Annotated in this window: 25 protein-coding genes; 11 read left to right on the top strand and 14 right to left on the bottom strand. The window is 55.5% G+C overall.

Annotated elements, in window-relative coordinates:
* Positions 1 to 58 precede the first annotated feature (58 nt).
* Positions 59 to 2,440, top strand: a complete 2,382-nt coding sequence (locus tag ACYVGU_RS11770) for a ribonucleoside-diphosphate reductase large subunit (protein ID WP_460622251.1) — start codon at positions 59 to 61, stop codon at positions 2,438 to 2,440.
* A gap of 64 nt (positions 2,441 to 2,504) precedes the next feature.
* Here the strand turns inward: ACYVGU_RS11770 and ACYVGU_RS11765 are convergent, their stop codons facing one another.
* Together ACYVGU_RS11765 and ACYVGU_RS11760 are read right to left on the bottom strand one after the other, a co-directional pair.
* Positions 2,505 to 3,896 carry a hypothetical protein gene (locus ACYVGU_RS11765; protein WP_460622250.1) on the bottom strand — a complete coding sequence of 464 codons (1,392 nt, stop codon included), beginning with the start codon at positions 3,894 to 3,896 and terminating at the stop codon, positions 2,505 to 2,507.
* Positions 3,883 to 4,434: an ATP-binding protein gene (locus ACYVGU_RS11760; protein WP_460622249.1), complete on the bottom strand. Its 552-nt coding sequence runs from the start codon at positions 4,432 to 4,434 to the stop codon at positions 3,883 to 3,885. The genes ACYVGU_RS11765 and ACYVGU_RS11760 overlap by 14 nt, the downstream gene beginning before the upstream one ends.
* Before the next feature lie 199 nt (positions 4,435 to 4,633).
* On the opposite strand from ACYVGU_RS11760, the gene ACYVGU_RS11755 reads away from it, so the two are divergent.
* On the top strand, positions 4,634 to 5,233 hold the full coding sequence (locus ACYVGU_RS11755; RefSeq protein ID WP_460622248.1) for a hypothetical protein: 600 nt from the start codon (positions 4,634 to 4,636) through the stop codon (positions 5,231 to 5,233).
* A gap of 75 nt (positions 5,234 to 5,308) precedes the next feature.
* On the opposite strand, the gene ACYVGU_RS11750 is transcribed toward ACYVGU_RS11755, so the two are convergent.
* The gene (locus ACYVGU_RS11750; protein WP_460622247.1) at positions 5,309 to 5,566 is read right to left on the bottom strand and encodes a hypothetical protein; all 258 of its coding nucleotides are present in this window, start codon (positions 5,564 to 5,566) and stop codon (positions 5,309 to 5,311) included.
* 183 nt (positions 5,567 to 5,749) lie between these two features.
* Between ACYVGU_RS11750 and ACYVGU_RS11745 the strand changes: the two genes are divergently transcribed.
* From ACYVGU_RS11745 to ACYVGU_RS11735, 3 genes are all read left to right on the top strand, one after another.
* Positions 5,750 to 6,295, top strand: a complete 546-nt coding sequence (locus ACYVGU_RS11745; RefSeq protein WP_460622246.1) for a glycosyl-4,4'-diaponeurosporenoate acyltransferase CrtO family protein — start codon at positions 5,750 to 5,752, stop codon at positions 6,293 to 6,295.
* Between the two features lie 185 nt (positions 6,296 to 6,480).
* The gene (locus ACYVGU_RS11740; RefSeq protein ID WP_460622245.1) at positions 6,481 to 7,371 is read left to right on the top strand and encodes a DUF5694 domain-containing protein; all 891 of its coding nucleotides are present in this window, start codon (positions 6,481 to 6,483) and stop codon (positions 7,369 to 7,371) included.
* Positions 7,372 to 7,434: 63 nt separating this feature from the next.
* Entirely contained in the window at positions 7,435 to 7,707 is a 273-nt protein-coding gene (locus ACYVGU_RS11735) for a hypothetical protein (RefSeq protein WP_460622244.1), read from the top strand.
* A gap of 1 nt (position 7,708) precedes the next feature.
* Here ACYVGU_RS11735 and ACYVGU_RS11730 read toward each other — a convergent pair whose 3' ends face one another.
* Positions 7,709 to 8,110: a nuclear transport factor 2 family protein gene (locus tag ACYVGU_RS11730; protein WP_460622243.1), complete on the bottom strand. Its 402-nt coding sequence runs from the start codon at positions 8,108 to 8,110 to the stop codon at positions 7,709 to 7,711.
* A gap of 227 nt (positions 8,111 to 8,337) precedes the next feature.
* A complete protein-coding gene (locus tag ACYVGU_RS11725; RefSeq protein ID WP_460622241.1) occupies positions 8,338 to 8,661 on the bottom strand; it encodes a hypothetical protein in 324 nt (107 codons plus the stop codon).
* Between the two features lie 306 nt (positions 8,662 to 8,967).
* Here ACYVGU_RS11725 and ACYVGU_RS11720 point away from each other — a divergent pair, with 306 nt between their 5' ends.
* Together ACYVGU_RS11720 and ACYVGU_RS11715 are read left to right on the top strand one after the other, a co-directional pair.
* Positions 8,968 to 9,531, top strand: a complete 564-nt coding sequence (locus tag ACYVGU_RS11720) for a GNAT family N-acetyltransferase (protein WP_460614830.1) — start codon at positions 8,968 to 8,970, stop codon at positions 9,529 to 9,531.
* A gap of 140 nt (positions 9,532 to 9,671) precedes the next feature.
* Positions 9,672 to 10,310, top strand: coding sequence for an Hsp20/alpha crystallin family protein (locus ACYVGU_RS11715; protein WP_460622239.1), 639 nt, complete (start codon positions 9,672 to 9,674; stop codon positions 10,308 to 10,310).
* 276 nt (positions 10,311 to 10,586) lie between these two features.
* Here ACYVGU_RS11715 and ACYVGU_RS11710 read toward each other — a convergent pair whose 3' ends face one another.
* Positions 10,587 to 10,895: a hypothetical protein gene (locus ACYVGU_RS11710; protein WP_460614828.1), complete on the bottom strand. Its 309-nt coding sequence runs from the start codon at positions 10,893 to 10,895 to the stop codon at positions 10,587 to 10,589.
* 370 nt (positions 10,896 to 11,265) lie between these two features.
* Between ACYVGU_RS11710 and ACYVGU_RS11705 the strand changes: the two genes are divergently transcribed.
* On the top strand, positions 11,266 to 12,189 hold the full coding sequence (locus ACYVGU_RS11705; RefSeq protein ID WP_460622238.1) for an alpha/beta fold hydrolase: 924 nt from the start codon (positions 11,266 to 11,268) through the stop codon (positions 12,187 to 12,189).
* Between the two features lie 40 nt (positions 12,190 to 12,229).
* Here the strand turns inward: ACYVGU_RS11705 and ACYVGU_RS11700 are convergent, their stop codons facing one another.
* The 8 genes from ACYVGU_RS11700 to ACYVGU_RS11665 form a co-directional block, all read right to left on the bottom strand.
* A complete protein-coding gene (locus tag ACYVGU_RS11700; RefSeq protein ID WP_460622237.1) occupies positions 12,230 to 12,643 on the bottom strand; it encodes a hypothetical protein in 414 nt (137 codons plus the stop codon).
* Positions 12,644 to 12,788: 145 nt separating this feature from the next.
* Positions 12,789 to 13,169 (bottom strand): hypothetical protein, encoded by a 381-nt coding sequence (locus ACYVGU_RS11695; protein ID WP_460614825.1) that lies wholly within the window; start codon positions 13,167 to 13,169, stop codon positions 12,789 to 12,791.
* A 166-nt stretch (positions 13,170 to 13,335) separates the two neighbouring features.
* Positions 13,336 to 14,922: a M56 family metallopeptidase gene (locus tag ACYVGU_RS11690; RefSeq protein ID WP_460622236.1), complete on the bottom strand. Its 1,587-nt coding sequence runs from the start codon at positions 14,920 to 14,922 to the stop codon at positions 13,336 to 13,338.
* Positions 14,919 to 15,290: a BlaI/MecI/CopY family transcriptional regulator gene (locus ACYVGU_RS11685; RefSeq protein ID WP_460622235.1), complete on the bottom strand. Its 372-nt coding sequence runs from the start codon at positions 15,288 to 15,290 to the stop codon at positions 14,919 to 14,921. Before ACYVGU_RS11685 ends, ACYVGU_RS11690 begins: the two co-directional genes overlap by 4 nt.
* A 148-nt stretch (positions 15,291 to 15,438) precedes the next feature.
* A complete protein-coding gene (locus tag ACYVGU_RS11680; protein ID WP_460622234.1) occupies positions 15,439 to 17,568 on the bottom strand; it encodes a M13 family metallopeptidase in 2,130 nt (709 codons plus the stop codon).
* A gap of 140 nt (positions 17,569 to 17,708) precedes the next feature.
* Positions 17,709 to 19,820, bottom strand: a complete 2,112-nt coding sequence (locus ACYVGU_RS11675; RefSeq protein WP_460622233.1) for a M13 family metallopeptidase — start codon at positions 19,818 to 19,820, stop codon at positions 17,709 to 17,711.
* A gap of 215 nt (positions 19,821 to 20,035) precedes the next feature.
* Positions 20,036 to 20,383 carry a hypothetical protein gene (locus tag ACYVGU_RS11670; protein ID WP_460622231.1) on the bottom strand — a complete coding sequence of 116 codons (348 nt, stop codon included), beginning with the start codon at positions 20,381 to 20,383 and terminating at the stop codon, positions 20,036 to 20,038.
* Between the two features lie 478 nt (positions 20,384 to 20,861).
* On the bottom strand, positions 20,862 to 21,935 hold the full coding sequence (locus ACYVGU_RS11665) for an NADH:flavin oxidoreductase/NADH oxidase (RefSeq protein WP_460622230.1): 1,074 nt from the start codon (positions 21,933 to 21,935) through the stop codon (positions 20,862 to 20,864).
* A 236-nt stretch (positions 21,936 to 22,171) separates the two neighbouring features.
* Here ACYVGU_RS11665 and ACYVGU_RS11660 point away from each other — a divergent pair, with 236 nt between their 5' ends.
* From ACYVGU_RS11660 to ACYVGU_RS11650, 3 genes are all read left to right on the top strand, one after another.
* Positions 22,172 to 23,029: a pirin family protein gene (locus ACYVGU_RS11660; RefSeq protein ID WP_460622229.1), complete on the top strand. Its 858-nt coding sequence runs from the start codon at positions 22,172 to 22,174 to the stop codon at positions 23,027 to 23,029.
* A 180-nt stretch (positions 23,030 to 23,209) separates the two neighbouring features.
* Entirely contained in the window at positions 23,210 to 23,662 is a 453-nt protein-coding gene (locus ACYVGU_RS11655) for an Rrf2 family transcriptional regulator (RefSeq protein WP_460614817.1), read from the top strand.
* Between the two features lie 142 nt (positions 23,663 to 23,804).
* A complete protein-coding gene (locus ACYVGU_RS11650) occupies positions 23,805 to 24,398 on the top strand; it encodes an efflux RND transporter periplasmic adaptor subunit (RefSeq protein WP_460622228.1) in 594 nt (197 codons plus the stop codon).
* Positions 24,399 to 24,421 lie beyond the last annotated feature (23 nt).

The raw sequence follows: 24,421 nt of genomic DNA, 5'->3' as shown, positions 1-24,421 counted from the left end.
CATTAGCCGGCCTAGCCTGCTCCCCTACCCCAACTCCCCACATCAACCTGCTACGCTTATGTTGGTACTCAAACGCGACGGCCGCCGCGAATCCGTAAAATTCGATAAAGTAACGGCCCGCATCGAGAAGCTCTGCTACGGACTAAATCAGAACTTTATTTCGCCGATTGAGGTAGCCAAGAAGGTTATCGACGGCATTTATGATGGCGTAACGACGGTAGAGCTCGACAACTTGGCGGCTGAAACTGCGGCGTCGCTCACTACTAAGCACCCCGACTACGCTATTCTGGCGGCGCGCATTGCCGTGAGCAACCTGCATAAGGTGACCAGCAAGTCGTTTAGCAGCACCATGAAGCGGCTGCATACCTACGAAGACCCCAAGACGGGCGAAAACGCCTCGCTGATTGCCCAGGACGTGTGGGAAATCGTGCATGCCAATGCCGCTACCCTCGATTCGGCCATTATCTATGACCGCGACTACAACTACGACTACTTCGGCTTCAAGACGCTGGAGCGCTCGTACCTGTTGCGCCTCGATGGCAAGGTAGTAGAGCGGCCCCAGCACATGATTATGCGCGTGGCCGTGGGCATTCATAAAGCCGACATTGCCGCTGCTATTGAGACCTATAACCTCATGAGTGAGCGGTGGTTCACGCACGCCACGCCTACGCTGTTCAACGCCGGTACGCCCAAGCCCCAGCTTAGCTCGTGCTTCCTGCTCACGATGAAGGACGACTCCATTGAGGGCATTTACGACACGCTGAAAAACTGCGCCCTGATTTCGCAGTCTGCCGGTGGTATTGGCCTGGCTGTGCACAATGTGCGCGCTACGGGTTCCTACATCAAAGGCACCAACGGCACCTCCAACGGCCTCACGCCAATGCTGAAGGTGTTCAACGATACGGCGCGCTATGTGGACCAGGGCGGCGGAAAGCGCAAAGGCGCCTTCGCTATTTACCTGGAGCCCTGGCATGCCGATATCTTCGACTTCCTGGACCTGAAGAAGAACCACGGCAAGGAGGAGATGCGCGCCCGCGACCTGTTCTATGCCCTCTGGACGCCCGACCTATTCATGAAGCGCGTGGAAGCCAACGGCGACTGGACGCTGATGTGCCCCCACGAGTGCCCCGGCCTGGATACCACCTATGGCGACGAGTTCGAGAAGCTGTACCAGAAGTATGAGCGCGAAGGCAAGGGCCGCAAAACCATTAAGGCCCAGGAGCTGTGGTTTGCCATTCTGGAAAGCCAGACCGAGACCGGCACGCCCTACATGCTGTTCAAGGACGCGGCCAACAACAAGAGCAACCAGAAAAACCTCGGCACCATCAAGAGCTCCAACCTCTGCACCGAGATTATGGAGTACACCGACGAGAACGAAATTGCCGTGTGCAACCTCGCCTCGCTGGCCCTGCCCCGCTACGTACGCCCTGATGATGCTGGTAACCTCATCTTCGACCATCAGAAGCTGTACGAGGTAACCTACCACGCCACGATGAACCTGAACAAGGTCATCGACATCAACTACTACCCCGTTATCGAAGCTGAACGTAGCAACCGCCGCCACCGCCCCATCGGGCTGGGCGTGCAAGGCCTTGCCGATACGTTCATTGCCCTGCGCATGCCGTTCGAGAGCGACGAAGCCAGCGGCCTGAACAAGGATATCTTCGAGACGATTTACTTCGCGGCCATGACGGCCTCCAAGGACCTCGCCATGCGCGACGGCCACTACGAGACGTTCCCCGGTTCGCCGCTGAGCGAAGGCAAATTCCAGTTCGACCTCTGGAACGTAACGCCCGACTCGGGCCGCTGGGATTGGGAAACGCTGCGCGCGCAGGTAATGGAGCACGGCGTACGCAACTCCTTGCTGGTAGCCCCTATGCCCACGGCTTCTACGGCCCAGATTCTGGGCAATAACGAGTCGTTTGAGCCGTACACCTCCAACATTTATGTGCGCCGCGTGCTGAGCGGCGAGTTCATGGTGGTGAACAAGCACCTGCTCAAGGACCTGGTGAAGCTAGGCCTGTGGAACGACCAGATGAAGAACGCCATCATTGCCGCCAACGGCTCGGTGCAGGACATCCCCAGCATTCCGCAACACATCAAGGACCTGTACAAGACGGTGTGGGAGATTTCGCAACGCCGCATTATTGATATGTCGGCTGACCGGGGCGCGTACATCTGCCAGAGCCAGAGCCTGAACCTGCACGTGCTGAACGTGAACTTCGGTAAGCTCACCAGCATGCACTTCCATAGCTGGAAGAAGGGCCTGAAAACCGGCATGTACTACCTGCGCACCAAAGCCGCCGTGGATGCCATCAAGTTCACGGTGCAGAAGCAAGCCGCCGAGACCCTGGAGCCGCTGAACGTATCGGCCCAGAATGCCTCCGACATGGCCTGCTCCCTGGATAACCCAGACGCCTGCGAGGCCTGCGGTTCGTAATTATAGGGCATAAAAAAAGGAGGTGAAATTCACCTCCTTTTTTTATGCCCTATAATTATAAAAATCATTGAAGCACAAATTCAATACGTGATTTTTCAAGCAGAAACTCATCTATTCTAACTTTATCTAAAAATGGGGCACCCTTAACTTTGTCATACAATTTGAGCAACCTACCCTTTGCTCTTGCTATTACTGTATCATAACACATTGGAATTATTACTACTGTTTCCTCACGTTGTTTAGTTGGGAATGCCTCAAGTGGGTCTAATGTATCTCCTAAGACAAAGCAAGCTACTCGCGCGTTAGTAATAAGCCCTTTATGGATAAGCTCTTTTACATACTTCCAAGCTTGACTCTTTTCTTCCTCTCCTATAGAAACACCTGGTTTTTTTAATTCGACTATAGTAAGTCTATCGACACCTATTTCGCCACCGTTTTCGTCATATTGTTGATATGCATAAAACCCAATTGTACTATCAGGAAGTATTGCAAAATCAGGCCTAATATTAGTACCAATCATTTCTCCCCCGTATAAATTTTGAATATCCGATGTCATTGTTTCATTTGAGGTATACTCAATTGTCTCATATTCTGGACCGAAAATCCAAAGACCCCGATGAAATAGCGGCTGAAGTTCACCGACCTCAGAAGTAGTGTTTTTTAACACTTTTATTTTGAGCTGCTCTAATAGTTGAAGCCTGAATTCAAGCTCGTCAAGCACAATTTTTGCAGCATCTATATTCCACTTATCTAATAAGCCTACCAAACTATCTAGTTGATCAGGCTGCATTGCGGAAAGATGAGTTATTAAGCTGTATTGAGAAGATGAGTTCTCAAGCTTGGCTAGTATACTGGAGAGCTTAAATAAGTCAGTTTCAGAGATAGATGGACAATCTTTTTGAACCTCTTGTACAAAGCCTTCCCATCTGAGCCGGCCAACAAGCCCCATCTTTCTTAATTCTCCACTATTTTCACGCTGTATGTCTTTAAATGTGCTTAGACGGACATCCTTTGTTAGTTCTAACAAATATTCCTTAATAGTGCTGTGTACCGCCTCATGCACTTTGAGATATTCTGGATTATTAGGATAGAACCCCGTCCAGTCCGGAAGTATCGTTCTTGAATTATTAAGCACATCAGCCTTTATAATGAAAGTATATCTTTTGGCGGCAGTCTTTCTGCCATCAAGTAAATGCTGATAACCAATTCCTTTCCAATTACACTCGCCAACCATACGGCCATTTACAAGCCAAGCTACACCGTGCTGCTGTGTAGTCTTATCACCCTCTATAACATCAATTATATCAAGCTCAATTGGACCTATTTCATCGACAGTTACAGACAATTTACTAATATTGTTTTCTGGAATATCAGCAAACTCTATTTGAATACCATTTAGAAAAACGCTAAACTGAGGATTAACGATAAAACGCATTCCTATTTCAGATCGCGCCATATCTTGTGAAAGAATAACTTGCCTTGCGGATGGTATATATTTCTGTCCCGTGTCCTTCTCGATGAGTTGTTTCTCCCTGCTTTTTAAATACTAAGCTATTATCATCTTTAGTATACACTTTAAAGGTGTTTTCATAGCCGCTACGCCAGGTCTTTACAAAATATGCTTTACCAAAGGCAAACCCAGCAAACCTACCTTTCCCATTTTTACCAAAGACAGTCCTTTGGCCTTCTATATCATTGTCAGTAGGTATTTCCGCATACAGGCCTTGGTTTTTTTCTCTGTCATAAGATAATTTTCTAAAAATATTCATGAATTGATTTTCGGTCATTCCATGCCCATTATCCACTACTGAAAATCTTTCACCGTCATTTTCAGGCCATGTGATATTGACTTCTGAGGCACCGGCATCCCAAGCATTAGCAATCAATTCCATGATGGCGACCTTAGGGGACTTGATTATATGTGCTCCTGTAAATTGCTCGAAGAATCTATCTTCAAACAACGCTTTCATTTGTGGATTCTTCGCCTTTTTCACTCTGATTAGATAAAGTTAATGCTCTAAAGTAAAGAAATTGAGCTCTTCCTACCCCAGAAGTGACGCTAGTCACATTATTTTCTTAAGTCTGAGTTCTGACGAAGCTTCTAGATTTCAACTTCAATATTAAGTGTTAGGCCACTACCCCACCTAACTTGGCACTGTTTTATATATAGCATTTTTACACTCTCTATTCCTTATGAAATACAACGCTACTCTCTCGCTATTGCTAGCCCTGACGCTGGTCTTTACCGCTAGCTGTAATACAGATCGGGAAGACACGCCCGAGCCTACGCCTGAGCTTGCTATTACATACAGCCGATCGATTGTATATCAGGACAATGGCCAGCGCCGGGATACCACGTTTCAGGCTAAGCAGCTAAAAGCCTACGCCACTTTGAGCGCCCAGAGCCTAGTGGTTGGGGTACAGCCCATCACCACTACTGAGGGCATCGGCTTCATCTTGGAACGTAGTACAGTACCCGCCTCGCTTACGAAGGTATATACCCTACAAACCCTTAGCAACCGTACCTTGGATGCAGATGTAACCTATTTCCAAGATTTACCGGAAAGCTTGGGTGGTGCTACTATTATGTACTTCAGCAGCATGCAACACATCACGGGCAACCTTACCATCAGCCGCTACGATGCCACGCGGCAACTTGTGAGCGGTACGTATAGCGCCACCTTAACGGGCTCCAACGACCCAGTGATTTCTTACATAACCTTCCCAAAGCGCAAGTGCGACATTACTATTACGGGCTCCTTTACGAACGTACCTCTTAAGCAGATAGAGTAGCGCCCTTAGGCCACCCCCAACAAAAAGGCTTCCACAACCCGTGGAAGCCTTTTTTGTGGTTAAACCTGCCGCTACTTAGTGACGCCCTTTGCCTCGGCCGTGGCCGTGTCCGTGGCCTTTGGGGGCATAGTAGACGGGGCGAGCAGGCACGAGCAGCACGGTGCCTTTCTTGTATTTGGGGTGTCGGGCTTTTACGGGGTGGGCTTTTTCAACTACCACGTAGCGCGGAGCCGGCGTACCGATGTTGATGTTGACTTGGGCCTGCGCCGACGTGGCGCTCAGGACCAGGGCCGCTACCGTGAGGCCAGCTGCAGCGAGGAAAGATTTTAGCATACACAAGAAGTTGGGAGAGAAATAGAAACGCACCGAAAACCAGTAACCCGGCTTTCGTCCAATGGCTGGGGCAAATATGAAGCCAAAATAGAGGAAATATCCTAGTCAGGAAATAGCAATGGACCAGACTTGTTGGGTTGCGGGCTTCTATTGAATCCGGGGCCTAGTACGTACTTTACACCTATGAGGCAGGCACACAACCAACATCCATCGGCTGGGCTTCTGGCCTTCTGCAATGCGGTGCCATCGGTGGTGTGGTCGGGGTTGAGCTTGGGGCCGTTGGCGGTGTTTTGCTACCTGTGTATGGCGCGGCCGTGGCTGGTTGGGCTGGTGGCGAGCAGTTTACTAGCCTATGCCGTGCCGCAAACCTGGTTTCGGTATTGGCAGCTAAGCAAGTCGGTGGCGGCGTACCGGCGGCTGGGCGTACCACTGGTCAACCACTTGGCGCAACATGGAACCCTAGTACACCTGCTTATCCGAACCCGCTACCCACAGTACCGCCGGGTGCAAAGTCGCCGGTCGGTGGTAGCGCTGGTAGCCAACAGCTACCATATGGAGCGGTTTCATGTGGCGGCGCTGCTGTTCTTTCTGTTTGCTACTCTCTATGCTGTAAGCCAAAGCCGCTGGGTTTGGGCGGGGCTGCTTTTGCTACTTAATATGGGGTACAATGTGTACCCTATTTGGCTGCAACAGTACCTGCGGTTGCGCCTGCCGAGCTCAAAGGGGTAAGCAGCGCCCCGAAGGTATCCTATGGCTGCGCTACGAGGCCGGGGTAGCCCAACGCAACCAATGCTAGCCGAAGAGCATGGCGCACAGAAATAGCGTGGAATTTGCATATTCGCGTTCCTCCTGACAACGGTTCGGTCGGTGGGGTACTCTATAGTGCCGATACCATTCCATGCTACCTATTCTTCATGTCCCGATTATTATTCCCAGGCTTTATTGCCTTAGCTAGTCTAGCAGGCTGCGCCACAACCCACACCCCTGCTACTACCGCAAGCAGCGCAGCGCGTCCTACCACGATCATGCTCTTGGCCACGCCGCATCTGACCCAGCTGTACAAAGAGAATACCCCATTGACGGATGTGCTCACGCCCCGGCGGCAGGCGGAGCTGGCTGCTGTTACTGAGCAGGTGGCACGGTTCCGCCCTGATGTACTGATGGTGGAGGAGCTGCCCACGCAGCAGAACCGCATTGATAGCCTGTACACCCTCTATCAGCAGGGCAAGCTCGATCTGAATACTATGCCTGGAGGCCGCTCCGAAACGTATCAGTTGGGGTTTGTGCTGGGCAAGCGCCTAGGCCTAAGCCGCATCTACTGCGTAAACTCGGAGGGAGGCACCTCGCAAAGCATTCTGCATCAGGGCAAAAATATAGAGCTTTATGAGCAGGCAACCGCCAACCACCGAAAGACTAGCGTGGCGCCCATTATGCAAGCGTGGGAAGGTGGGCAACACACGATGGCGGGCCTACTGGGCTTCATCAACAGCCGGGCCTTGCTGCAGGAGCTGCATACGCTAGTATATCGGACGCCGGCCCGCGTGACGGATGGCACCCTGAAGTCAGACCCGATGGTAGACTCCGCCTTTGTTTCTCCGCACTATGTAGGAGCCGAGTTTATTTCGGTTATCTATAACCGCGACCTGAAGATTTATTCCAACATCGTGACTACGCAATTGGCCACGCGCAGTGCCCGGGTGCTTACCATTATCGGGGGCCGGCATGTAACGTCATTGCAGCATATTTTCGGTACTGATCCGGCGTATCGGGTGGTGGAAGCAGCTTCGTATCTAAAGCAGAAGTAAGCTAGTTTCTACTCCCAAGCGGCCTAACCCCACCTCCTACTCTCTCCTTCTTGCCCTCTGCTTATGCAAGACGAAATTCTGAAACTAGCCCGACAGGCGCATTCCCTGACCGAAGAAGCCGCTCTGGCAGCCACCAATTACCAGCAGCGCCGGCAGTTTGTACTGGCTGATTTGTCGTTGCATCTGGTGCAGGCAGCGCTACGCAACCCACAGCCCGATCCGGACGAACTGAAGCGTTACCTGTTCTCAGTGCTTACCGTCTGCGACGGGTTTATTGCCGATGTTGATCTGAAGCCGATGGCCGAGGCGCTCGTAGCGCCTACGGCCTCTCGTTAGCTTACATCATATCGTAGCAGGCGTAGCGCCGCTGCCGATAAATCTTGTCGTCTTTGAACTCGAATATCAGGCACACCTGCCCGATGATGCGCTGACCGCGCAGCAGAGGGCCTATGTCGCGGGTGGCGGTGGCTTGCCAGATGCCTTCCACAATTACGCCGCCGTCGTGGCTGTGCTGGGTTTTCTGCATCTCAAACTGGGGGTCGCGCAATAATTCGCGTGCCAGCCGGAAATTATCGACCATTTCGTCGAAGGAGCGCTTTTGCAGGGTTTTCTGCAGCAGGTTCGGGTATTCGGTTTGCTCTACGTCGGGGTGCAGTACGGCAGCGTACGCTGCCGAGTCGGTGGTAAAGGCCTGTACAAGATCAAAGTAGGTAGTGATGACGTCGAGTTGCTTGCTCATACGAGGCGGGAAAATGTAAATGAATGCCCAAGATAGAAGATGGGCAGATATTACAAAAGAATGATGTTTTGGGACCCGAGCCTGGAAATCCTGCTCAGGCTCACCAGAGTTTAGGCCTAAGCGGGACCTAGTCCGGTGCCCCCGCGCCGCCCAGCAACGAGCAGCGCACCCGCCTAGCAGGCCCTTGAGCGACTTTCCTAGGTACTACCCAGCTAATACGCAGCGCGCTACGGACGACGCTTGCGGGCCGGCGCCGGGGTAGTGGGCCGAGCGGGCGGAACGGTCTGCCCTGAGTCAAGCGGGCCTACGGTTACCTGCCCGCTCGGAACCGAGGGCAGCGGAAGCGTCCCGTTCGGGTTTACTTGCGTGGGCGCAGGCTGGGGCTCGGCCTTTCCCTGGCCCACGCCGGCGGGCAATGCCACCCCCGGCACGGGGCTAACCCGCTCCGTAGGATGGCGCCGCACCGGCCGCACCGGCTTGCGGTTCTGGGCCTGGCCTGATTCAATTGCCAGCACAACCAGCAGAAAGCTACACGACAGAAGACGGATCATAGGGCAGGAAATAACGCAGAGGGTGGATGAGTACTAGCGGGCCAACGTGTGGCAACCTCTTTCCGAAGCCGGAGCGGGAGCAGAACAGTTGGCTATACAGGCGTACGGCTCGGCGGTGGTGCAAGTTCACTGGGCGCGCGGGCACCTCACGGGCCAGGCAGCGTACTAGCCCCCGGCAAGCCAGCAACCTACTTGCGCTAGCGCGGACAGGAACCAGCAGAAGCCACAGAGTTATATCTTGGCATCTCAACACTAGCTGCAGCCCCTAATCGGGCCTGGCTATACCCGTGCCACTGCTTCTATTTCATGTTGGATATACGCTTACTACCCTTCCGAACGCTGCAAACCCCTCGGCTCACGCTCCGGCAGTTGGCGCCGACCGATGCAGCCGATATTGCTTTCTTCCGCTCCAACGCGGCCATGCTGCGCTACATCCCGCGCGAGAAAGATGCTACCCTCACCGGTGCCCGCCAGTACCTGCAGATGCTGGCCAACCTGATGGCTGAAAACTCGGCTATTACCTGGGGCCTGAGCTTGCCGGGCCAAACGAAGCTAGTAGGCACCATCTGCCTCTGGAACATGCAGCCGGCGCACTACCGGGCCGAGGTAGGCTACGGCCTGCACCCCAGCTACTGGGGCCAAGGCCTAATGAGCGAGGCGCTGGCCGAAGTGCTGCGCTTTGGCTTCGAGGAGCTGGGCCTGCACAGCATTGAAGCCTGCCTCGACCCTAGTAACCGCCCTTCCATCCGGCTTCTGGAGCGGCACGGTTTCACGCAGGAAGCCCATCTGCAGCAAAACCAGTACTTCCGGGGGCAGTTTATTGATACTCTGATTTACTCGCTCCTGAGCCCGCAAGCCGTTCCAAAATAGCCTCCGTTTTCTCATCTAACACACAGAATACAAACCACTTTCCTATAGTTTATTAGGCCGGAAGCTCGGCGTAACCTCCTGTTTTGGAAGTCGTAAAAAGGCTGCTTGTTGTGTATGTTTCACTTTAACAGTTCACAGCCATGGCTATCCAGAAATATCAGGATTCGTTTTCGGACCAGGCCTCGTCGAGCTTTAGCACCATGCTCGACCGGTTTTTCAACGATTCGCTGGCGTCGCGCGGGAAAGTCAATAGCTTCTCGCCCCACGTGGATGCCTATGAAACCGAAAAAAGCTACGAAATAGAGGCCTCCCTGCCCGGTATGAAGCGCGAAGACATCAAGGTGGACTTCCACCAGGGGCGCCTCACGATTGCCGGCGAACGAAGCTTTCAAAACGAGCAGCGGGGGCGGCGCTACCATTTGGTAGAAAGCTCGTACGGCACCTTCCAACGCTCTTTGCAACTACCTGACACCGTAGATGCCAGCCACATTGAGGCCTCGTTTGAAGATGGACTGCTGCGCGTGAGCGTGCCCAAAGACCAACAAAAAACCGCTCGTCATCAGATTGAGATTCGGGGTGGCCAGGGCCAGCAGGCGCAGCAGGGCCAAGTTTCAGGCCAGTCGGGCCAACAGGCTACAGATGTTCCGGTGCAGGGGTCGTCGGGCGGCAACGACAGCGGCAAAAACAAGGCCTCAGCAGCTAACTCAGCCAAGTCCACCTCGGCTGACCCCATGCAGGAAATGAACAAACGGCCTAAAAGCTCCGGGGTAGGCTCCTAGCTTTCGCCAGAGCACAAAGCTGCCACATCCCACAACAGCCTGTCTGCCCGGTGCAGGCAGGCTGTTGTGTTTAGCCGCCTCGGGGGTAGGTGCGTAGCTCGGGGGTAGGTGCGTAGAAGGGAAAAATAGTAGTCGTCTCTCTTACTTCTGCCACGCTATACACCGTGTTTTCCTTTCCTGCTGCTGACGGCCAATGCTGGAAAGCCAGTCAATTGGGCACAAAAAAGCCGGTTCCCGCTTAAGTGGGAACCGGCTTTTTTGTGTTGTGATGCCGACCTATTTCTTCGGCATGCTGCGCACGGGTGAGCCAACTTTTACGCTTGGCCCGGCCTGACGCCGTTTGTGTTGGGCCTTCCGGCGCAGCTTCCAGCGGCGGTACGGGCCAAGCTTTTTCATTTTATGACGGCTGTTTCCACGGTAAGCTTTGTAGTTGGGACGCCCACGCTTATAGCTACGACGGAATAGCGGCACGTTGCTCGTCATTTCTACCGAGACGGTGGCATCGGTTACGGCTTCTGCCCGGACAGGTTCTGGCTCCAGAAACATGAGGAATGCCAAAAACAACAAGAGTATCGTTTTGAACATAAGCAAGGAATGTAAAGTGTACGAAGAGGCGTTGGTTGTGTGTTTGCAAAGTAAATATATTTATTTCTAACCCACCTCCAACACAAGGACTCAAATGATTTTAGCCACTGATACATAGGCAGTAACATCGTATATACACTTTCTCATATAACCAATAATTATTTTCACTTTTCTAATAAAACATATGTAGCTATCTTCAAATTTTCAATAATTAATTCTTAGTATTTTACAAGAACCAGCTTTAATACAGGCCTTCTTCAGATGAGCCACCTAGGCTGTTTGGGTGGCATTTCCCGTACTGTAGTATCGCTGGTTTTCTGGCGCTTAAATCTGAAGCTGTTTCCTCAATTACTTATTTTTTTGAGCACCTATGGACATGCATTACATCCGGCGGGGCGCGGGCAAACCCCTGTTGCTGCTACACGGTATTGGCGGCAGCTGGCGCTCCTGGTCCACTATTCTGGATACGCTGGCCGAAGAGCGCGACGTAATAGCGGTGGATTTGCCGGGGTTTGGGGCTACGCCTGCCCTAGCCGGTGAAGTGTCTATCCGTACGTTAGCCGATGCCGTAACGGATTTCCTGCGCCAGCATCAACTGCTGGGCATTGATGCCGTAGGCAGCTCAATGGGTGCCCGCCTAGTGCTGGAGTTGGCGCGCCGGGGCGGGGTAGTGGGCGCGGTGGTTTCGCTGGACCCAGGCGGATTCTGGCGAGGATCGGAAATTCCGGTATTCTATTACTCAGTGGCTTTTTCAGTGCGCTTGGTGCGGTTGCTGCGCCCCGTTATGCCGGCTATTACCAGCCATCCGGTGTCGCGCACGCTCTTATTCAGCCAGTTTTCGGCCCACCCGTGGCGCCTCTCCTCAGATGTGTTGCTGCCGGAAATGCACACCTTCGCGGCCAGCCCTTCTTTCGATGAACTGCTCCGCAGCTTAGCTTTTGGCGAGCGGCAGCAGGGCGCGCCGGCAGGCAGCTTGGCCCAGCCCGTAGTGATTGGGTGGGGGCGGCAAGACCGGGTGTGCTTTCCGGCGCAGGCGTACCGGGCCCAGCGCTCCTTTCCGGATGCAGCCCTGTATTGGTTTGAAGACTGCGGGCACTTTCCGCAGTGGGACCAACCCGCTGAAACGGCGCAGCTTATCCTGCACGTTACCAGTGGACAGGGCGTGCCCGCAACGGCTCCTGAGCTGCCACGGTCAGCCCGTAGCCTGCGGCAGGCTACAATGACCGGGATGGTAGCGGTGGTGGTGGCCGGTGCGGCCTGGCTTCTTATAGGTAGGCTACGCGCTGAGCGCTAACGGTTTCTCCAGCAGCACGACCTAGTAAGCAGCCGAAGAATTACACCCGGGAACAAAGCCAGCGCACAGCTTCGCCTTCATCCGTAAACTGGTTGAGGGAGCAGTAGTCGCCGTGGGTGTAGGGCAAAGAGGGCAAGGTGTCGTCCTGCACGTCATCCTGCTGATAGGGCGCAATCAGGAAGGCCAGGTACACGTGGTCGCCGAGCTGGCGGCGCAGCGTTGGGTAGAACTCCGTGGTAAGCCAATGCACGTCGCGGGAGTCAACCTGCACGCGGCGGCGCGAGTCTATCAGCCAGCGGCGGCAGGCCTCGCAGCCGGCAGCATAACGCAGCAGCTCCTGATAACCGGCACGCAGCTCAGCGGAAGACGCGGGACGCGTCCAGCGAGCCGTGACAATGCCCAAGTCAGAGCGGTGGGCAAGCACAAGGAAATCGGCAACGGTGGTCGAGGTCATGCAATCAGAACTAAAAGTCAAACCAACGCGAATAGCGGTCGGAATACGGGCGACTAGGCTACCTTGTTGGCTACACCGGCCATACGGCTTGGCGCTTTATTTCAGCGGGTTTTCCAACTGTCTATACGTCAGGCGCTAGGCTGAGCTAGGGTTTAGTAGGCACTGCAGGTGGCGTAGGAGCCTCCACCGGCCGGATATCGTAGCGGCGGTTGAACTCCGCAACTGCCGCCGAGCGCACGTTTCGCTTGGTTAGCACCATAACTACGCCATCCTGAGCTCCGGCCCCGAATATCCGGATGGCTTCCTCGCCCTTAATCACAGTGGCCGAAGCAATGGTACGAGGGTTTAACTGGCTAATGGTTTGCTGGTCAGAAGGCAACCCATCGAGAAAATAGAGGCTAGCGGGCGCTACGTGCTGCGTAGTAGCCGGCACCGGCACCGCCGTTTGGGCCGATACAGTGGCCGAGCTCAGCAGGCTGCAGGCAAGCAGCAAGCCAGAAGAACGCACGAAAGTAGAAAGGAGCATGGCGTGGAGGCGAGTGTAGCAGGCAAGATACGCACGGAACCACTAGGGCCGCAAAAGCCCCGAACGCAGTGCGCATTCGGGGCTTTGTAGGTGTCAGATTCCACTAATTTCAACCAGCTCTTAGGCCAGTAGCTCATCTACAGACGGCCAGTATGGTCCGGGCGCTTTACTTGGTAGTGATGACAATAGCGCCGTTTTTGCCTTTATCGCCGTATTTTTTGGTAGCACTCGGCGCGTCCAGCACGTACACTGATGCTACTTGCCCGGCCGCTATTTTGGCTTGCTCCGGGGCTGCTTCTTTGCCATTAATGATTAGAAGCCGGCCGCCTAAATCAGCGGCGGTAAAGCCGTTGCCAGCCATAACAGAGCTTGTCAGGCGCTGGTCTTCGGGCTTGGCGGGCGCAAAGCTGAGGTTGTGCTCCTTGATAAAGGCTAGTACTTCCGCTGAGTCTCTGTTTTTCTTCGTGATAATCAGGATAGCTCCCTCATTGGCTTTGGCTCCGAATGACTTTAGCGCTTCCTCTCGTTTGAGCACGCTCACGCTTTCAATGGCCGACGGACTGAGCGCATCCAACTCCGCTTTGGTCACGGGCTTGCCATCCAGGAAATACAGAGGCTCGGCTACCGCCACGGGCTCACCTTTGGCATCAAACAACACTTTCTTCGGCCGACGGCCAGATGCTATTTCAGCCCGGTAACGCAGGTTACTTCCATCGGCGGCGCGCACTTCCGTAACCCCAATGAGGCGGTAGCCGGGGTACTCTTTCACGATGTAGGCTAAGGCGGCCGGGGGCAAGGCACTGATAGGCGCTTCCTTTTCCGTATCAGCGGTTGCGGTTGGTACGTTATCAGTTGGTGCTAACACAGCCGAAGCTGCATCAGGAGTTGAGAGGCTCAGTAGGCCTAGGGCCAGCGGCAGCACTGCTAGGTAGCGTAAGGCTTGCTTGCGGGAAGATGGCTGGGAATTCATCATGTGGATACGGTTTTTAAGGGTAATAAAGGAGAAAGGTGTGACCAGCGCCGGCCCCGGCGCTAGGGTGCTAAGCCGCACCAAGCTGTATTGGTATTCTTTGGGCTCCAGGCTGCCCGACATGAGCACGGCAGCATCGGTAATGAACTCCAGATTTTCCTGCACGGCCCGCAGCAGCAGCCAGGCGCCAGGGTTAAACCAGCTTACTATTCGCTGTGCGTGGCCCACGAGCACATCCAGCGTATGCCACTGCCGCACGTGTACTTGCTCATGCAGCAAGATGGCCGGCAACTCAGTGGTGGCGTGCTGCTCTGGGTTCAGGTAAATGGTTTGCCAGAAGCAGAACGGGTTGATGGGGGCCGCAACCTGCCGAAAGTCCACACCCGCGGCCTGCGCCGGCCTCGACGCCCGATGCATGCCTGCTAGGGAAGCGCCCTGCACCACGAGGCGCAGCAGCATCAGGGCAGTTCCGGCCCCATAGAGGCCTAGTAGCCAAGCGCCGTAATCGGGCCCTGCGGCCACCGGTGCTGCGGCCGAGGCACTGGTTCCACTAGCCCAAGTTGGCAGCAAAACCGTCAGCTGACTTTCCAGCACGGCCGGCCGGGTGAGCAGCCCCGACACATCCAGCAGCGGATACAGCGCTGCGAAAACCACGGCCCCGAGCAGATAAGCCCGGTTGAGTTGATGAAAGGTAAGCCGCCGCAGAAAAGCATAATACACGCCCACCAGCAGCAGCAAGGCTCCGTTTGCCTTCAGCAGATACACCAGCAGGTCCGGCATCATGGCTGCTTGGGCTTTTGCTGCTCAATCATGGCAATGATTTCCTGCAGCTCTTCGGCACTGATTTTCTGGTCTTGCGCGAAGAAGGAAACCAGCTCTTTATAAGAGTTGCGGAAGTAGTCGCCTACGAAGGTGCCCAGGAAGCGCTTGCGGTAGTCCTCGGCCTGAATAAGCGGCGTAAACCGAAAGGTGTTGCCTAGCTTCTCGCTGCGGAGGTAGCCCTTGCGCTCCAGGTTGCGCACCGTAGAAGCCAGCGTGGTATACGGCGGCCGCGGCTCGGGCAGCAGGTCCAGCACCTCTTTAATGAAGCCGCCGTTTAGTTGCCAGAAGCCGCGCATCGCCTCTTCCTCAGGCAGAGTAAGTCGTTCCATATGAGTCATTACGATTATTTCGTAATACTACGATTATTTCGTAAACAAGCATACAACAACCCCAAATTTATTTTCAGCGGCAACAAAAAAGCCGGTTTGCACAAGGCAAACCGGCTTTCCCAAAATTCAGAGCTAGTAGCTCAGCAGATTACCAGATGCGGGCGCGCACGTTCTGAGCGCGTACCATCTTGGCGTCTTCTTTACAGCCGAAGGCCTCATAAAACTCGGGCATGTTCATGAGCGGACCGTTGGTGCGGTACTGGGCCGGTGAGTGCGGATCCGTCTGTACTTGCTGACGAATGTACTCGGGGCGAGCATTGGTGCGCCAGATCTGGGCCCAGGCTAGGAAGAAGCGCTGCTCGGGAGCCAGGCCGTCGTACTGCGGGCGTGGGTCAGAGCCGTATTTCTTCTGCAACTGCTTTTGCAGTGCCGAGTAGGCTAGGGCCGTACCGCCAAAGTCGGCGAGGTTCTCGCCCATGGTCAGCTTGCCATTCACGAACACCGAGTCGAGGGGCTGGAACGCCGAGTACTGAGCGCCTACTAGGTCGGCACGCTTGGTAAACTCCGCGGCGTCTTCCTTGGTCCACCAGTCGCGCAGGTTGCCTTCCGCATCCGACTGCCGGCCGCGGTCATCAAAGCCGTGCGTGATTTCGTGGCCGATTACGGCGCCCATGCCGCCATAGTTTACCGCGTCATCGGCCTTGGGGTCGAAGAACGGGGGTTGCATGATACCGGCCGGGAACACGATTTCGTTGAGCGAGGAGTTGTAGTAGGCGTTCACCGTGGGCGGCGTCATGCCCCACACCTGGCGGTCAATCGGCTTGCCGTAGCGGCTTACGTTGTCCTTAAATTCCCACTCGCGGGCGGCCAGCACGTTTTTCAGGTACGACTCGCGCGAGACGTTCAGGGCCGAATAGTCCTTCCACTTGTCGGGGTAGCCGATTTTTACAGTGAAGGAGTTCAGCTTTTTCATGGCCTCCGTTTTGGTAGCCGGGCTCATCCATTCCAGGGCCTGAATGTGCTCGCCCATGGCTTCCTTGATGTTGGCTACCATTTCCAAGGCCTTCTGCTTGGTTTCGGGGGTGAAGGCTTTCTCCACGTAGATCTGGCCGAAGGCTTCGCCTAGGGCGCCATCCGTAGCGCGGAGCATGCGCTTCCAGCGGGGTTGCTGCTGCTTGGCCCCGCTCAGTATCTGCTGGAACCGGAACGACTCATCGACATAGGCCTTGGGCAGCGCCGACGATACGGAGTTCACCAGATGTGCCCGCAGGTAGGTTTTCCAGTCAGAGAGGGGCTCTTGCTTGAGGGCCGTGCTGGCTTCCTTCAAAAACTCCGGCTGACCCACGATTACCTCTTTCGCCGAGCCTAGGCCCAGCTGCGGCAGCATCGCCGACAAGCCCAAGTTCGGGTACTGGGTGTTGGCTTCCGCTACGGTCATCTTGTTGTAGTTGGCGTAGGGGTCGCGCAGGGCTACGCGGTCTTTGCTGGCTTTGGCCAACCGGGTTTCCAGGCGCAGGACGGTAGCCGCGTTTTTGGCAGCCGCAGCCTCGCTGTCGCCCAACATTTTGAAGGTGTTGGTGAGGTACGTAGTGTAGGCCGTGCGGATGCCTTTCGAGCGGGCATCGTCTTTCAGGTAGTAGTCACGGTCGGGCAGCGTCAGGCCGCCTTGGCTCAGGTAAAGCGCATACTGCGAGCTGTTTTTGCGGTCTTGGTTAACGCCCAGGCCGAATACCGAGCGAGTCTGGAGCATCTGCTGGCGCACCAGTTGGCTTTGCAGGCCTTTCAGGTCTTTCACGCCCGTAATGCGGGCCAGCTCCGGCTGCAAATATTTCAGGCCGGCTTTCTCGATGGCTACCGTATCCATGGCCGAGGCGTAGAAGTCGCCCACTTTCTGTGGGTTAGAGCCTTTAGCCGCCGACTTATTAGCCGCAGCCGTTTCCAGAATATTGCGCAGTACAGCGTTGTTCTGGTCGATCAGCGTATTCCAGGAACCCCACGATGACTCGGCGGCGGGAACTGGCGTGTTCTTGAGCCAGGTACCGCTGGCATACTGGAAGAAGTCCTCGCAGGGCGAAACCGACTCATCGCGCGCCGACAAATCTAGGCCAACACCGGGCAACACGGGGCCTTTGGGCGCAGCCGTGGGGGTAGTAGTGGTGGTAGCCGTGGTGGTTGTGGTGGCGGTAGTAGTGGCAGCAGGTGTGCTGGCTGCGCAGCCGGCCAGGGCTAGGCCAGTAGCCGTGCCCAAGGTCAGCAACAGGTAATTTTTGGAGGTCATGAACTAGGGATGTGGGAAAATGAAGAGGTGTGTTGTGTGTATGAAAGCCGCCATTCGTTACGCCGTAGCTCTGCTATAGAGCTCCAACAGAGACAGTTCGTGGTGTTCGAAAGCCTAGGGATTTTCAGCCTATAATCCGATTACCAAATTACAGCTCTTTCTGAATCGGGGCGTACCATTTTCTGGCCCTGCTGGCACCCGAAGGCTTGGTAAAACTGGGGCATGTTCATGAGCGGCCCAATGGTACGGTACTGGCCCGGCGAGTGCGGGTCCGTCAGGATTTGCTGGCGCAAAGCGGCTGGCCGGATGTTGGTGCGGCGTAGCTGTGCCCAACTCAGGAAAAACCGCTGCTCCGGCGTGAAACCATCTATCAGCGGCCGGTTGCCTTTGCCATACTGCTTGTCCAGCTGCTTCTGGAGGGCACCGTACACGATGGTGAGGCCGGCAAAATCGGCTAGGTTCTCACCCATGGTCAACTTGCCGTTTACGTGCACTGAGTCGAGGGGCGAGAAGGCGTCGTACTGCTTGCCTACTACCGCGGCGCGCTTCGTGAACTCCTCGCCATCGGCTTTGGTCCACCAGTCGCGCAGGTTGCCCTCCGAGTCATACTGGCGGCCCTGGTCATCGAAGCCGTGGGTCATTTCGTGGCCCATCACGCCGCCAATGGCACCGTAATTTACCGCGTCATCGGCTTCGGGGTCAAAGAACGGCGGCTGGAGGTAGCCCGCCGGAAACACGATTTCGTTCATGGGCGGGTTGTAGTAGGCATTGATGGTGGGCGGGGTCATGCCCCACTCGTTGCGGTCAATCGGGCCGCCAAACTTCTTCACGTTCTGCTTGTAGGCCCACTGCCGGGCATTGAGCACGTTTTGCAGGTACGACTCGCGCGAAATGTTCAGCTCGGAGTAGTCCTTCCACTTATCGGGGTAACCGATTTTTACGCGTAGGGCTTTGAGCTTTTTCAGAGCTTCAGCTTTGGTGGCGTCGCTCATCCAGGTGTTGGTTTGGATGTGCTCAGCCATCGACTCCTTGATGTTGGCCACCATTTCCAGGGCCTTGCGCTTGGCTTCCGGCGAGAAGGCCTTATCCACGTACAGTTGGCCAAAGGCCTCGCCTAGGGTCGCATCGGTAGCCGACTGCATGCGCTTCCACCGAACCGGCTGCTGCTTGGCCCCGCTTTGCACCTGCTGAAATTGAAAGGCCAGGTCGCCGTAGGCTTTGGGCAACGCCGAAGGTAACGAGCTTACCAACTGCCAGGTCAGGTAGGTTTTGATGTCGGTCAGGGGCTCAGCTTTCATCAGGGCGCTTACTTCCCGGAAGAAATCTGGCTGGCCCACAATTACCTCTGGCGCCGACCCCAAGCCATTCTGGGCCAGAATGGTCGTCAGACCGATGTTGGGGAATTGGGTGTTGGCCTCGGCTACCGTCATTTTGTTGTAGCTGGCATTGGGGTCGCGCAGGGCTACGCGGTCCTTGCTGGCTTTGGCCAACCGGGTTTCGAGGCGCAGCACGGCGGCGGCTTTCTTAGCGGCCGTGGCTTCCGCATCACCCATCAGCTTAAAGGTGCTGGTGAGGTAGCTGACGTAGGCGTCGCGGATGGTTTTGGAGCGGGCGTCATCCTTGAGGTAGTAGTCGCGGTCGGGCATGCCGAGGCCGCCCTGGCTCAGGTTCACGGTGTACTTGGTGCTTTGCTTGCGGTCGGGGCCTACGCCGGCGCGAAAGAAGGCACCGGTGCCCAGCGTGTGCTGACGGGCCAATACCGTTTGCAGGCCTTTCAGGTCTTTGACGTCGGCAATGCGCTTTAGCTCCGGCTGCAGATACTTCAGGCCGGCTTTTTCAATTGCTACGGAGTCCATGCCGGAGGCGTAGAAGTCGCCGACCTTTTGGGCGTTGGTGCCCCTAGCAGCCGAGGTGTTGGCGGCCGCTTCTTCCAGAATCTGTTTAAGCGTAGCCTGGGTCCGGTCTCCGAGCAGGTTGCGCGGCCCCCAGCTGGAGGCGTAACCCGGAATCGGGTTGTTCTTCAGCCAGTTGCCACCCGAAAACTGAAAGAAATCTTCGCACGGCGACACCGAGCGGTCGACGTCCTGGGGGTTGATACTGCGGCCTCCTGTGGTGGATGCTACGGAAGCGGGAGTTGTGGTAGCAGCAGCAGTACTGGTAGTGGTTGTGGGTTGCTGGCTGGTGGCGCAGCCGGCCAAGGACAGCAGCAGGGCCGCGGCCCCAGCCCGCTGGGAAGCAGAACGGTTTTTCATTCAGCGAGATACAGAAAAGGATTTCGCCTAAGGTCGTAACTCCCTTCGTAAGGTTGCGCCGGTTGGTTTGTGCTGATAAAGCCTACTATACTAGTACTGCAAACTTCTATAATGCCTCTCATAGTTAGTCTAGAGTATAAGCTGATATGTGAGCTAGTTTGCTGTCCCGTCTAGCTTAACATATTTTAACTTATCAGACTGAGCAGCCTCTCAATTTATCTAGTCGCCACGACTTTCGAGACATGATACGTCGAGTCGAATACCACCCGGCAGTCTCCTGAAGAACCGGAGATGGCTGTGTAGTAATACTGAAATCGAGGACTCATACTTTCGGGATCAAACGCCTTACAATCCTGGCATGGCTGCAGGGTGTCCATCGCTGCTGGTGGACCCATGATGGCCAATACTTGACGTGCGCTCATCCCTGGTTTTACGTGCCCAATATGGGCAAAGTCACGAGCAGCTCGTTTGTCATATGCAATCTGCTCTTTGTTGTGATCGATTATAAGAAGCACGATAATTAGCAGAACGCTAAGCGCCAAGACAAAGCGTAGATATTTCATAGCTTCAAAACAGTAGGTTGGAACCGCTATCATACTGGACTGGATGACCGACTATATAGCATCGCAAAGGGAGACAAATATCGAAAGTGAAAACCGCCTTTAACCGGGCTGCTAACGATGAGGTTAAATCCGTCTACTAACCAATCCTTTCTGGATACCTCTAGTCAATAACCAACTTATACTATAACAAGGCGGCTTTTTAGGATAAATTCTGTAGTTACAGGCGCTGCCTTAAGTAGATGCTTTCGCGGAATCCTTTCTTTACATAATCTTTATTATTCGACACCTCAGGAAATTGTGCTAGTGTTAGACGAGATGACTTCCTACTCCTAAACAGCACTTTACCGACACCGCACTCCTAGAACGACCCTCAGTGTAAAAGTGCAGAGTTACTAGCATCCTTAAACACCAGAAACTAACAAGGCAGTAAAGGCGACTAGCCCTCACTGCCTTGATAAACCAACTTCAACGCTACCAGTTACCGCTGGCGGGGCTTGGCGCGCTCGTATTGCTCGGGCCAGTGCACATCGGCGCCTAGCTCGTGAGCGGCGTGCAGCGGGAAATAGGCGTCGCGTAAGGATTCGCGGGCGAGCAGTACTACATCGGCCTGGCCGCTGGCGATGATGTGTTCGGCTTGTTGGGCTTCGGTAATCATGCCCACGGCGCCGGTAGCGAGGCCGGTTTCGCGCTTGATTTGCTCGGCGAACTGCACTTGGTAGCCAGGACCGACGGGTATGTCGGCGCGGGGCACGTTGCCACCGGTGGAGCAGTCGATGAGGTCAACGCCGTTATCTTTCAGGATAGCCGCCAGGGCCACGGATTCTTCGGCCGTCCAGCCGCCTTCAGTCCAGTCGGTGGCGGAAATACGCACGAGCAGCGGTAGGTTTTCAGGCAGTTCGGCGCGTGTAGCGGCCACTACCTCCAGCAGCAGCCGGATGCGGTTTTCGAAGAAGCCGCCATAGGCATCGGTGCGGTGGTTGCTGAGCGGCGACATAAACTCATGCAGTAGGTAGCCGTGGGCCGCATGCAGCTCAATCACCTCAAAACCAGCTTCCAAGGCCCGCCGCGTGCCTATCCGAAAGGCGTCGACTACCCCCTGAATATCAGCCAAGCTCATTTCCTTGGGCGCGGGCTCCTCGGGCGTGAAGGGAAGGGCGCTGGGGGCTACGGTTTGCCAGCCGCCTCCGGTTTCGGGCACTACTGCGCCGCCTTTCCAGGGGCTGCTGTGGCTGGCTTTGCGGCCAGCGTGGGCGAGTTGAATGCCTGGAATGCAGTTTTCGCTTTTGAGAAAATCGGTGATGCGGCGCAGCCCGGGTACGTGCTCGTCTTTCCAGATGCCTAGGTCGTCGGGGGTAATGCGGCCTTCGGGCACCACGGCCGTGGCTTCGAGCAAAATAAGGGCAGCGCCACCCACCGCGCGGGCGCCCAAGTGTACTAGGTGCCAGTCGTTAGCAAACCCATCCTGGGCGCTGTACTGGCACATGGGCGAAATAACAATGCGGTTTTTCAGGGTGAGGCCGCGCAGGGTAAGCGGCGTGAAGAGCTGAGCCATTCTATGTATACAAAGAAGTAAAAGCGGTTCGGAACGAAGATTCATAAACCTCTGGTGAGGCATCAGGGTTTTCACCGCTGAGCTTTTCAGGACGCCATGTGCAGCTGGAAGCCATTGCCTGCTCGTACTAGCCCTGCAAAAGAACAAAACCATTCAGGCCGGCTGGCGGTATGCATCTGGCACCGGGCCCGGCAACCGGGTTGCTTTCTTCCCCTGACCTTCGTCTTCCCTACCCCATGCGCACCATCAAAACCCAGCACCGCGCCCAGAACGCCCCCATCGCCGACCTGGTTACGTATCGGGCGCTGCCTACGAACTCCGTAGAGCACCTGGATCCGTTTCTGTTCTTGAACCACCACGGCCCGCAGGTGTACCGACCTAATAACCAAGGCTTGCCGTTTGGACCACATCCCCACCGCGGCTTCGAGACGGTGACCTTTATTCTGGACGGCGACATTATGCACCAGGATACGGGCGGGCACCAGAGCATTATCGGGCCGGGTGGTATTCAGTGGATGACGGCGGGCCGGGGCCTGATTCACGCCGAAATTTCGTCGCCGGAGTTTAAACGCACGGGCGGGCCGCTGGAAATTCTGCAGCTGTGGGTAAACCTGCCGGCCAAGGATAAAATGGTGGAGCCGCGCTACATCGGGCTTCAGGAGCCCGAGATACCTAGCGTTTCGCTGGACGAAGGCCGGGTAACCGTTCATGCGGTGTCGGGCAACTGGGCCGGCACACCGGGCGCGGTACAGCCCCTGGCCGATATTCAGCTGGCTACCATCAACTTCCAGGCCGGTGGTAAGCTTCACCTTACTATTCCGGCCGAGCGTACCGTTTTCTTTTATACCATCCGGGGCAAGCTGCGCGTGAACGGCCAGGAAACCGAGGCCCGCAAGCTTACGGAGTTCAATTATGATGGCGACGAGCTACAGATAGAAGCAGTAGGCGGTGAGGCTGTACTGCTGCTCGGCCACGCCAAGCCATTTCAGGAGCCGATCGTATCCTATGGCCCGTTCGTGATGAATACGGAGCAGGAAATCCGGCAGGCTTACCAAGACTACCAAGCCGGCAAGTTTGGCCAGTGGGAAGATTAATTGCCTTAGTGTAAAGTAAAGGGCTAGGAAAAACGTCTCTGCCAGTAAGCTGCTTTACTGGCTGGTAGCCACCGCCCAATGACCGACGTTTTTACTTCTTCCTCAGATAAAATCGCTGAAAGATTGTGCACAACCTTTCAGCGTCGTACATTTGTAACAGATTCTGTTACGTATTCCCTCATGAACACTCGGTTTGCCGTTGCAACGCATATTCTGGCCTACTTAGCCCATGCGCAAGGGCAGCAGGTATCGTCGGAGGTATTGGCGTGCAGCGCGGGTACGCACCCGGTGGTAGTACGGCGGCTCATGAGTGCGTTGCGCGAGGCTGGCTTTGTACAGAGCCAGCGCGGAGCCGGTGGCGGCACGGTGCTAGCACGCCCAGCCACTGAAATCACACTGCTTGATGTGTTTCGGGCGGTGCAGGAAACCGATCCTGATATTTTTCAACTAAGCAGCACCAACCCCAACACCCACTGCGATGTAGGCGGCGTGATGCAGGAAACCCTGGAAAGCTTGTTTGGGCCAGCTCTCGAGGCCATGCGCGTTGCGCTGGCCGCCGTGACGGTAGAACAGGTGGCCCAAGAACTACGCAAGCGGCTGCCGGGCCAGTGCCCTGGAGCAGCAGCAAGCTAGGCTTCTTTTTATTTGCCCTGAAATGTAACCAAACCAGTTACTTTCTGTTTATCAACGTCTTCCGTGCGGTCATCATCGGCCAGCGGCTAACCTTTACCAGGGCAGCATTCCTGGATAGGCCGGAAAAGCCGGTTCTCAACTCATGAAAAAATTACTTGGCGTGGGGCTTGCCCTCCTCGTCGTGGTGGGCAGCCTGCTGGCTTCCCGCTGGCTTACTTCCACTCCGGCGCAGCTAACTTCTGAGCTGCCTATTATTGCAACCTCGCACTTCTTGCCTGAGCCTGCGAAGACTAGCCCTTTGAATACCGTGAAGGGTGAGCCCGTACTGGCGCTCCAAGCGGGCCGGGTATGGGAAATCTACTTCCACGAAGGCCAGCGCGTGCGTAAAGGGCAGTTGCTGCTAAAGCTGGTAGAAAAGCTGCCGAGCGTAGCGCAGCAGCAACTGCAGGCCCGTCTGCAAAAGCAGCAGCAAGCCCTTGATGCGTTACTAGCCACCCAGCCAGCCCCAACCGCCTCCGCCTTAACAGCCGCCCGTGAGCAGATAGCGGCTACCCGCACCCAGCTGGCCCGGGCCGTGCCCATGCTCAGCTTCCTGTATGTTTCGGCCCCGGCCGATGGCCTGATTACGGGCCGCCTGGTGGCTACCGGCGACTACCTCACCCCGCAGATGGAAGTGGCCCGGCTGTCTTCGGAGTTGCCGGAGGATACCACGCTCCTACTTTCCAGCGTTGAGTAAGCCCGCGGCCCCTTCTTCTTTTA

It is taken from the genome of Hymenobacter tenuis (genome assembly GCF_054780495.1).
Note: the sequence above shows the minus strand (reverse complement) of the source record. Positions and strands in the feature narration are given on the sequence as shown.

Bases quoted from the DNA above. Each gene is read 5' to 3' on its own strand.
- ACYVGU_RS11700 (WP_460622237.1), bottom strand. From the start codon at position 12,643: ATGACCTCGACCACCGTTGCCGATTTCCTTGTGCTTGCCCACCGCTCT.
- ACYVGU_RS11720 (WP_460614830.1), top strand. From the start codon at position 8,968: ATGTTGGATATACGCTTACTACCCTTCCGAACGCTGCAAACCCCTCGG.
- ACYVGU_RS11735 (WP_460622244.1), top strand. From the start codon at position 7,435: ATGCAAGACGAAATTCTGAAACTAGCCCGACAGGCGCATTCCCTGACC.
- ACYVGU_RS11730 (WP_460622243.1), bottom strand. From the start codon at position 8,110: ATGAGCAAGCAACTCGACGTCATCACTACCTACTTTGATCTTGTACAG.
- ACYVGU_RS11715 (WP_460622239.1), top strand. From the start codon at position 9,672: ATGGCTATCCAGAAATATCAGGATTCGTTTTCGGACCAGGCCTCGTCG.
- ACYVGU_RS11670 (WP_460622231.1), bottom strand. From the start codon at position 20,383: ATGAAATATCTACGCTTTGTCTTGGCGCTTAGCGTTCTGCTAATTATC.
- ACYVGU_RS11745 (WP_460622246.1), top strand. From the start codon at position 5,750: ATGAGGCAGGCACACAACCAACATCCATCGGCTGGGCTTCTGGCCTTC.
- ACYVGU_RS11675 (WP_460622233.1), bottom strand. From the start codon at position 19,820: ATGAAAAACCGTTCTGCTTCCCAGCGGGCTGGGGCCGCGGCCCTGCTG.
- ACYVGU_RS11750 (WP_460622247.1), bottom strand. From the start codon at position 5,566: ATGCTAAAATCTTTCCTCGCTGCAGCTGGCCTCACGGTAGCGGCCCTG.
- ACYVGU_RS11770 (WP_460622251.1), top strand. From the start codon at position 59: ATGTTGGTACTCAAACGCGACGGCCGCCGCGAATCCGTAAAATTCGAT.
- ACYVGU_RS11725 (WP_460622241.1), bottom strand. From the start codon at position 8,661: ATGATCCGTCTTCTGTCGTGTAGCTTTCTGCTGGTTGTGCTGGCAATT.
- ACYVGU_RS11660 (WP_460622229.1), top strand. From the start codon at position 22,172: ATGCGCACCATCAAAACCCAGCACCGCGCCCAGAACGCCCCCATCGCC.
- ACYVGU_RS11655 (WP_460614817.1), top strand. From the start codon at position 23,210: ATGAACACTCGGTTTGCCGTTGCAACGCATATTCTGGCCTACTTAGCC.
- ACYVGU_RS11690 (WP_460622236.1), bottom strand. From the start codon at position 14,922: ATGATGCCGGACCTGCTGGTGTATCTGCTGAAGGCAAACGGAGCCTTG.
- ACYVGU_RS11710 (WP_460614828.1), bottom strand. From the start codon at position 10,895: ATGTTCAAAACGATACTCTTGTTGTTTTTGGCATTCCTCATGTTTCTG.
- ACYVGU_RS11705 (WP_460622238.1), top strand. From the start codon at position 11,266: ATGGACATGCATTACATCCGGCGGGGCGCGGGCAAACCCCTGTTGCTG.
- ACYVGU_RS11740 (WP_460622245.1), top strand. From the start codon at position 6,481: ATGTCCCGATTATTATTCCCAGGCTTTATTGCCTTAGCTAGTCTAGCA.
- ACYVGU_RS11650 (WP_460622228.1), top strand. From the start codon at position 23,805: ATGAAAAAATTACTTGGCGTGGGGCTTGCCCTCCTCGTCGTGGTGGGC.
- ACYVGU_RS11755 (WP_460622248.1), top strand. From the start codon at position 4,634: ATGAAATACAACGCTACTCTCTCGCTATTGCTAGCCCTGACGCTGGTC.
- ACYVGU_RS11680 (WP_460622234.1), bottom strand. From the start codon at position 17,568: ATGACCTCCAAAAATTACCTGTTGCTGACCTTGGGCACGGCTACTGGC.
- ACYVGU_RS11765 (WP_460622250.1), bottom strand. From the start codon at position 3,896: ATGGCGCGATCTGAAATAGGAATGCGTTTTATCGTTAATCCTCAGTTT.
- ACYVGU_RS11685 (WP_460622235.1), bottom strand. From the start codon at position 15,290: ATGGAACGACTTACTCTGCCTGAGGAAGAGGCGATGCGCGGCTTCTGG.
- ACYVGU_RS11695 (WP_460614825.1), bottom strand. From the start codon at position 13,169: ATGCTCCTTTCTACTTTCGTGCGTTCTTCTGGCTTGCTGCTTGCCTGC.
- ACYVGU_RS11665 (WP_460622230.1), bottom strand. From the start codon at position 21,935: ATGGCTCAGCTCTTCACGCCGCTTACCCTGCGCGGCCTCACCCTGAAA.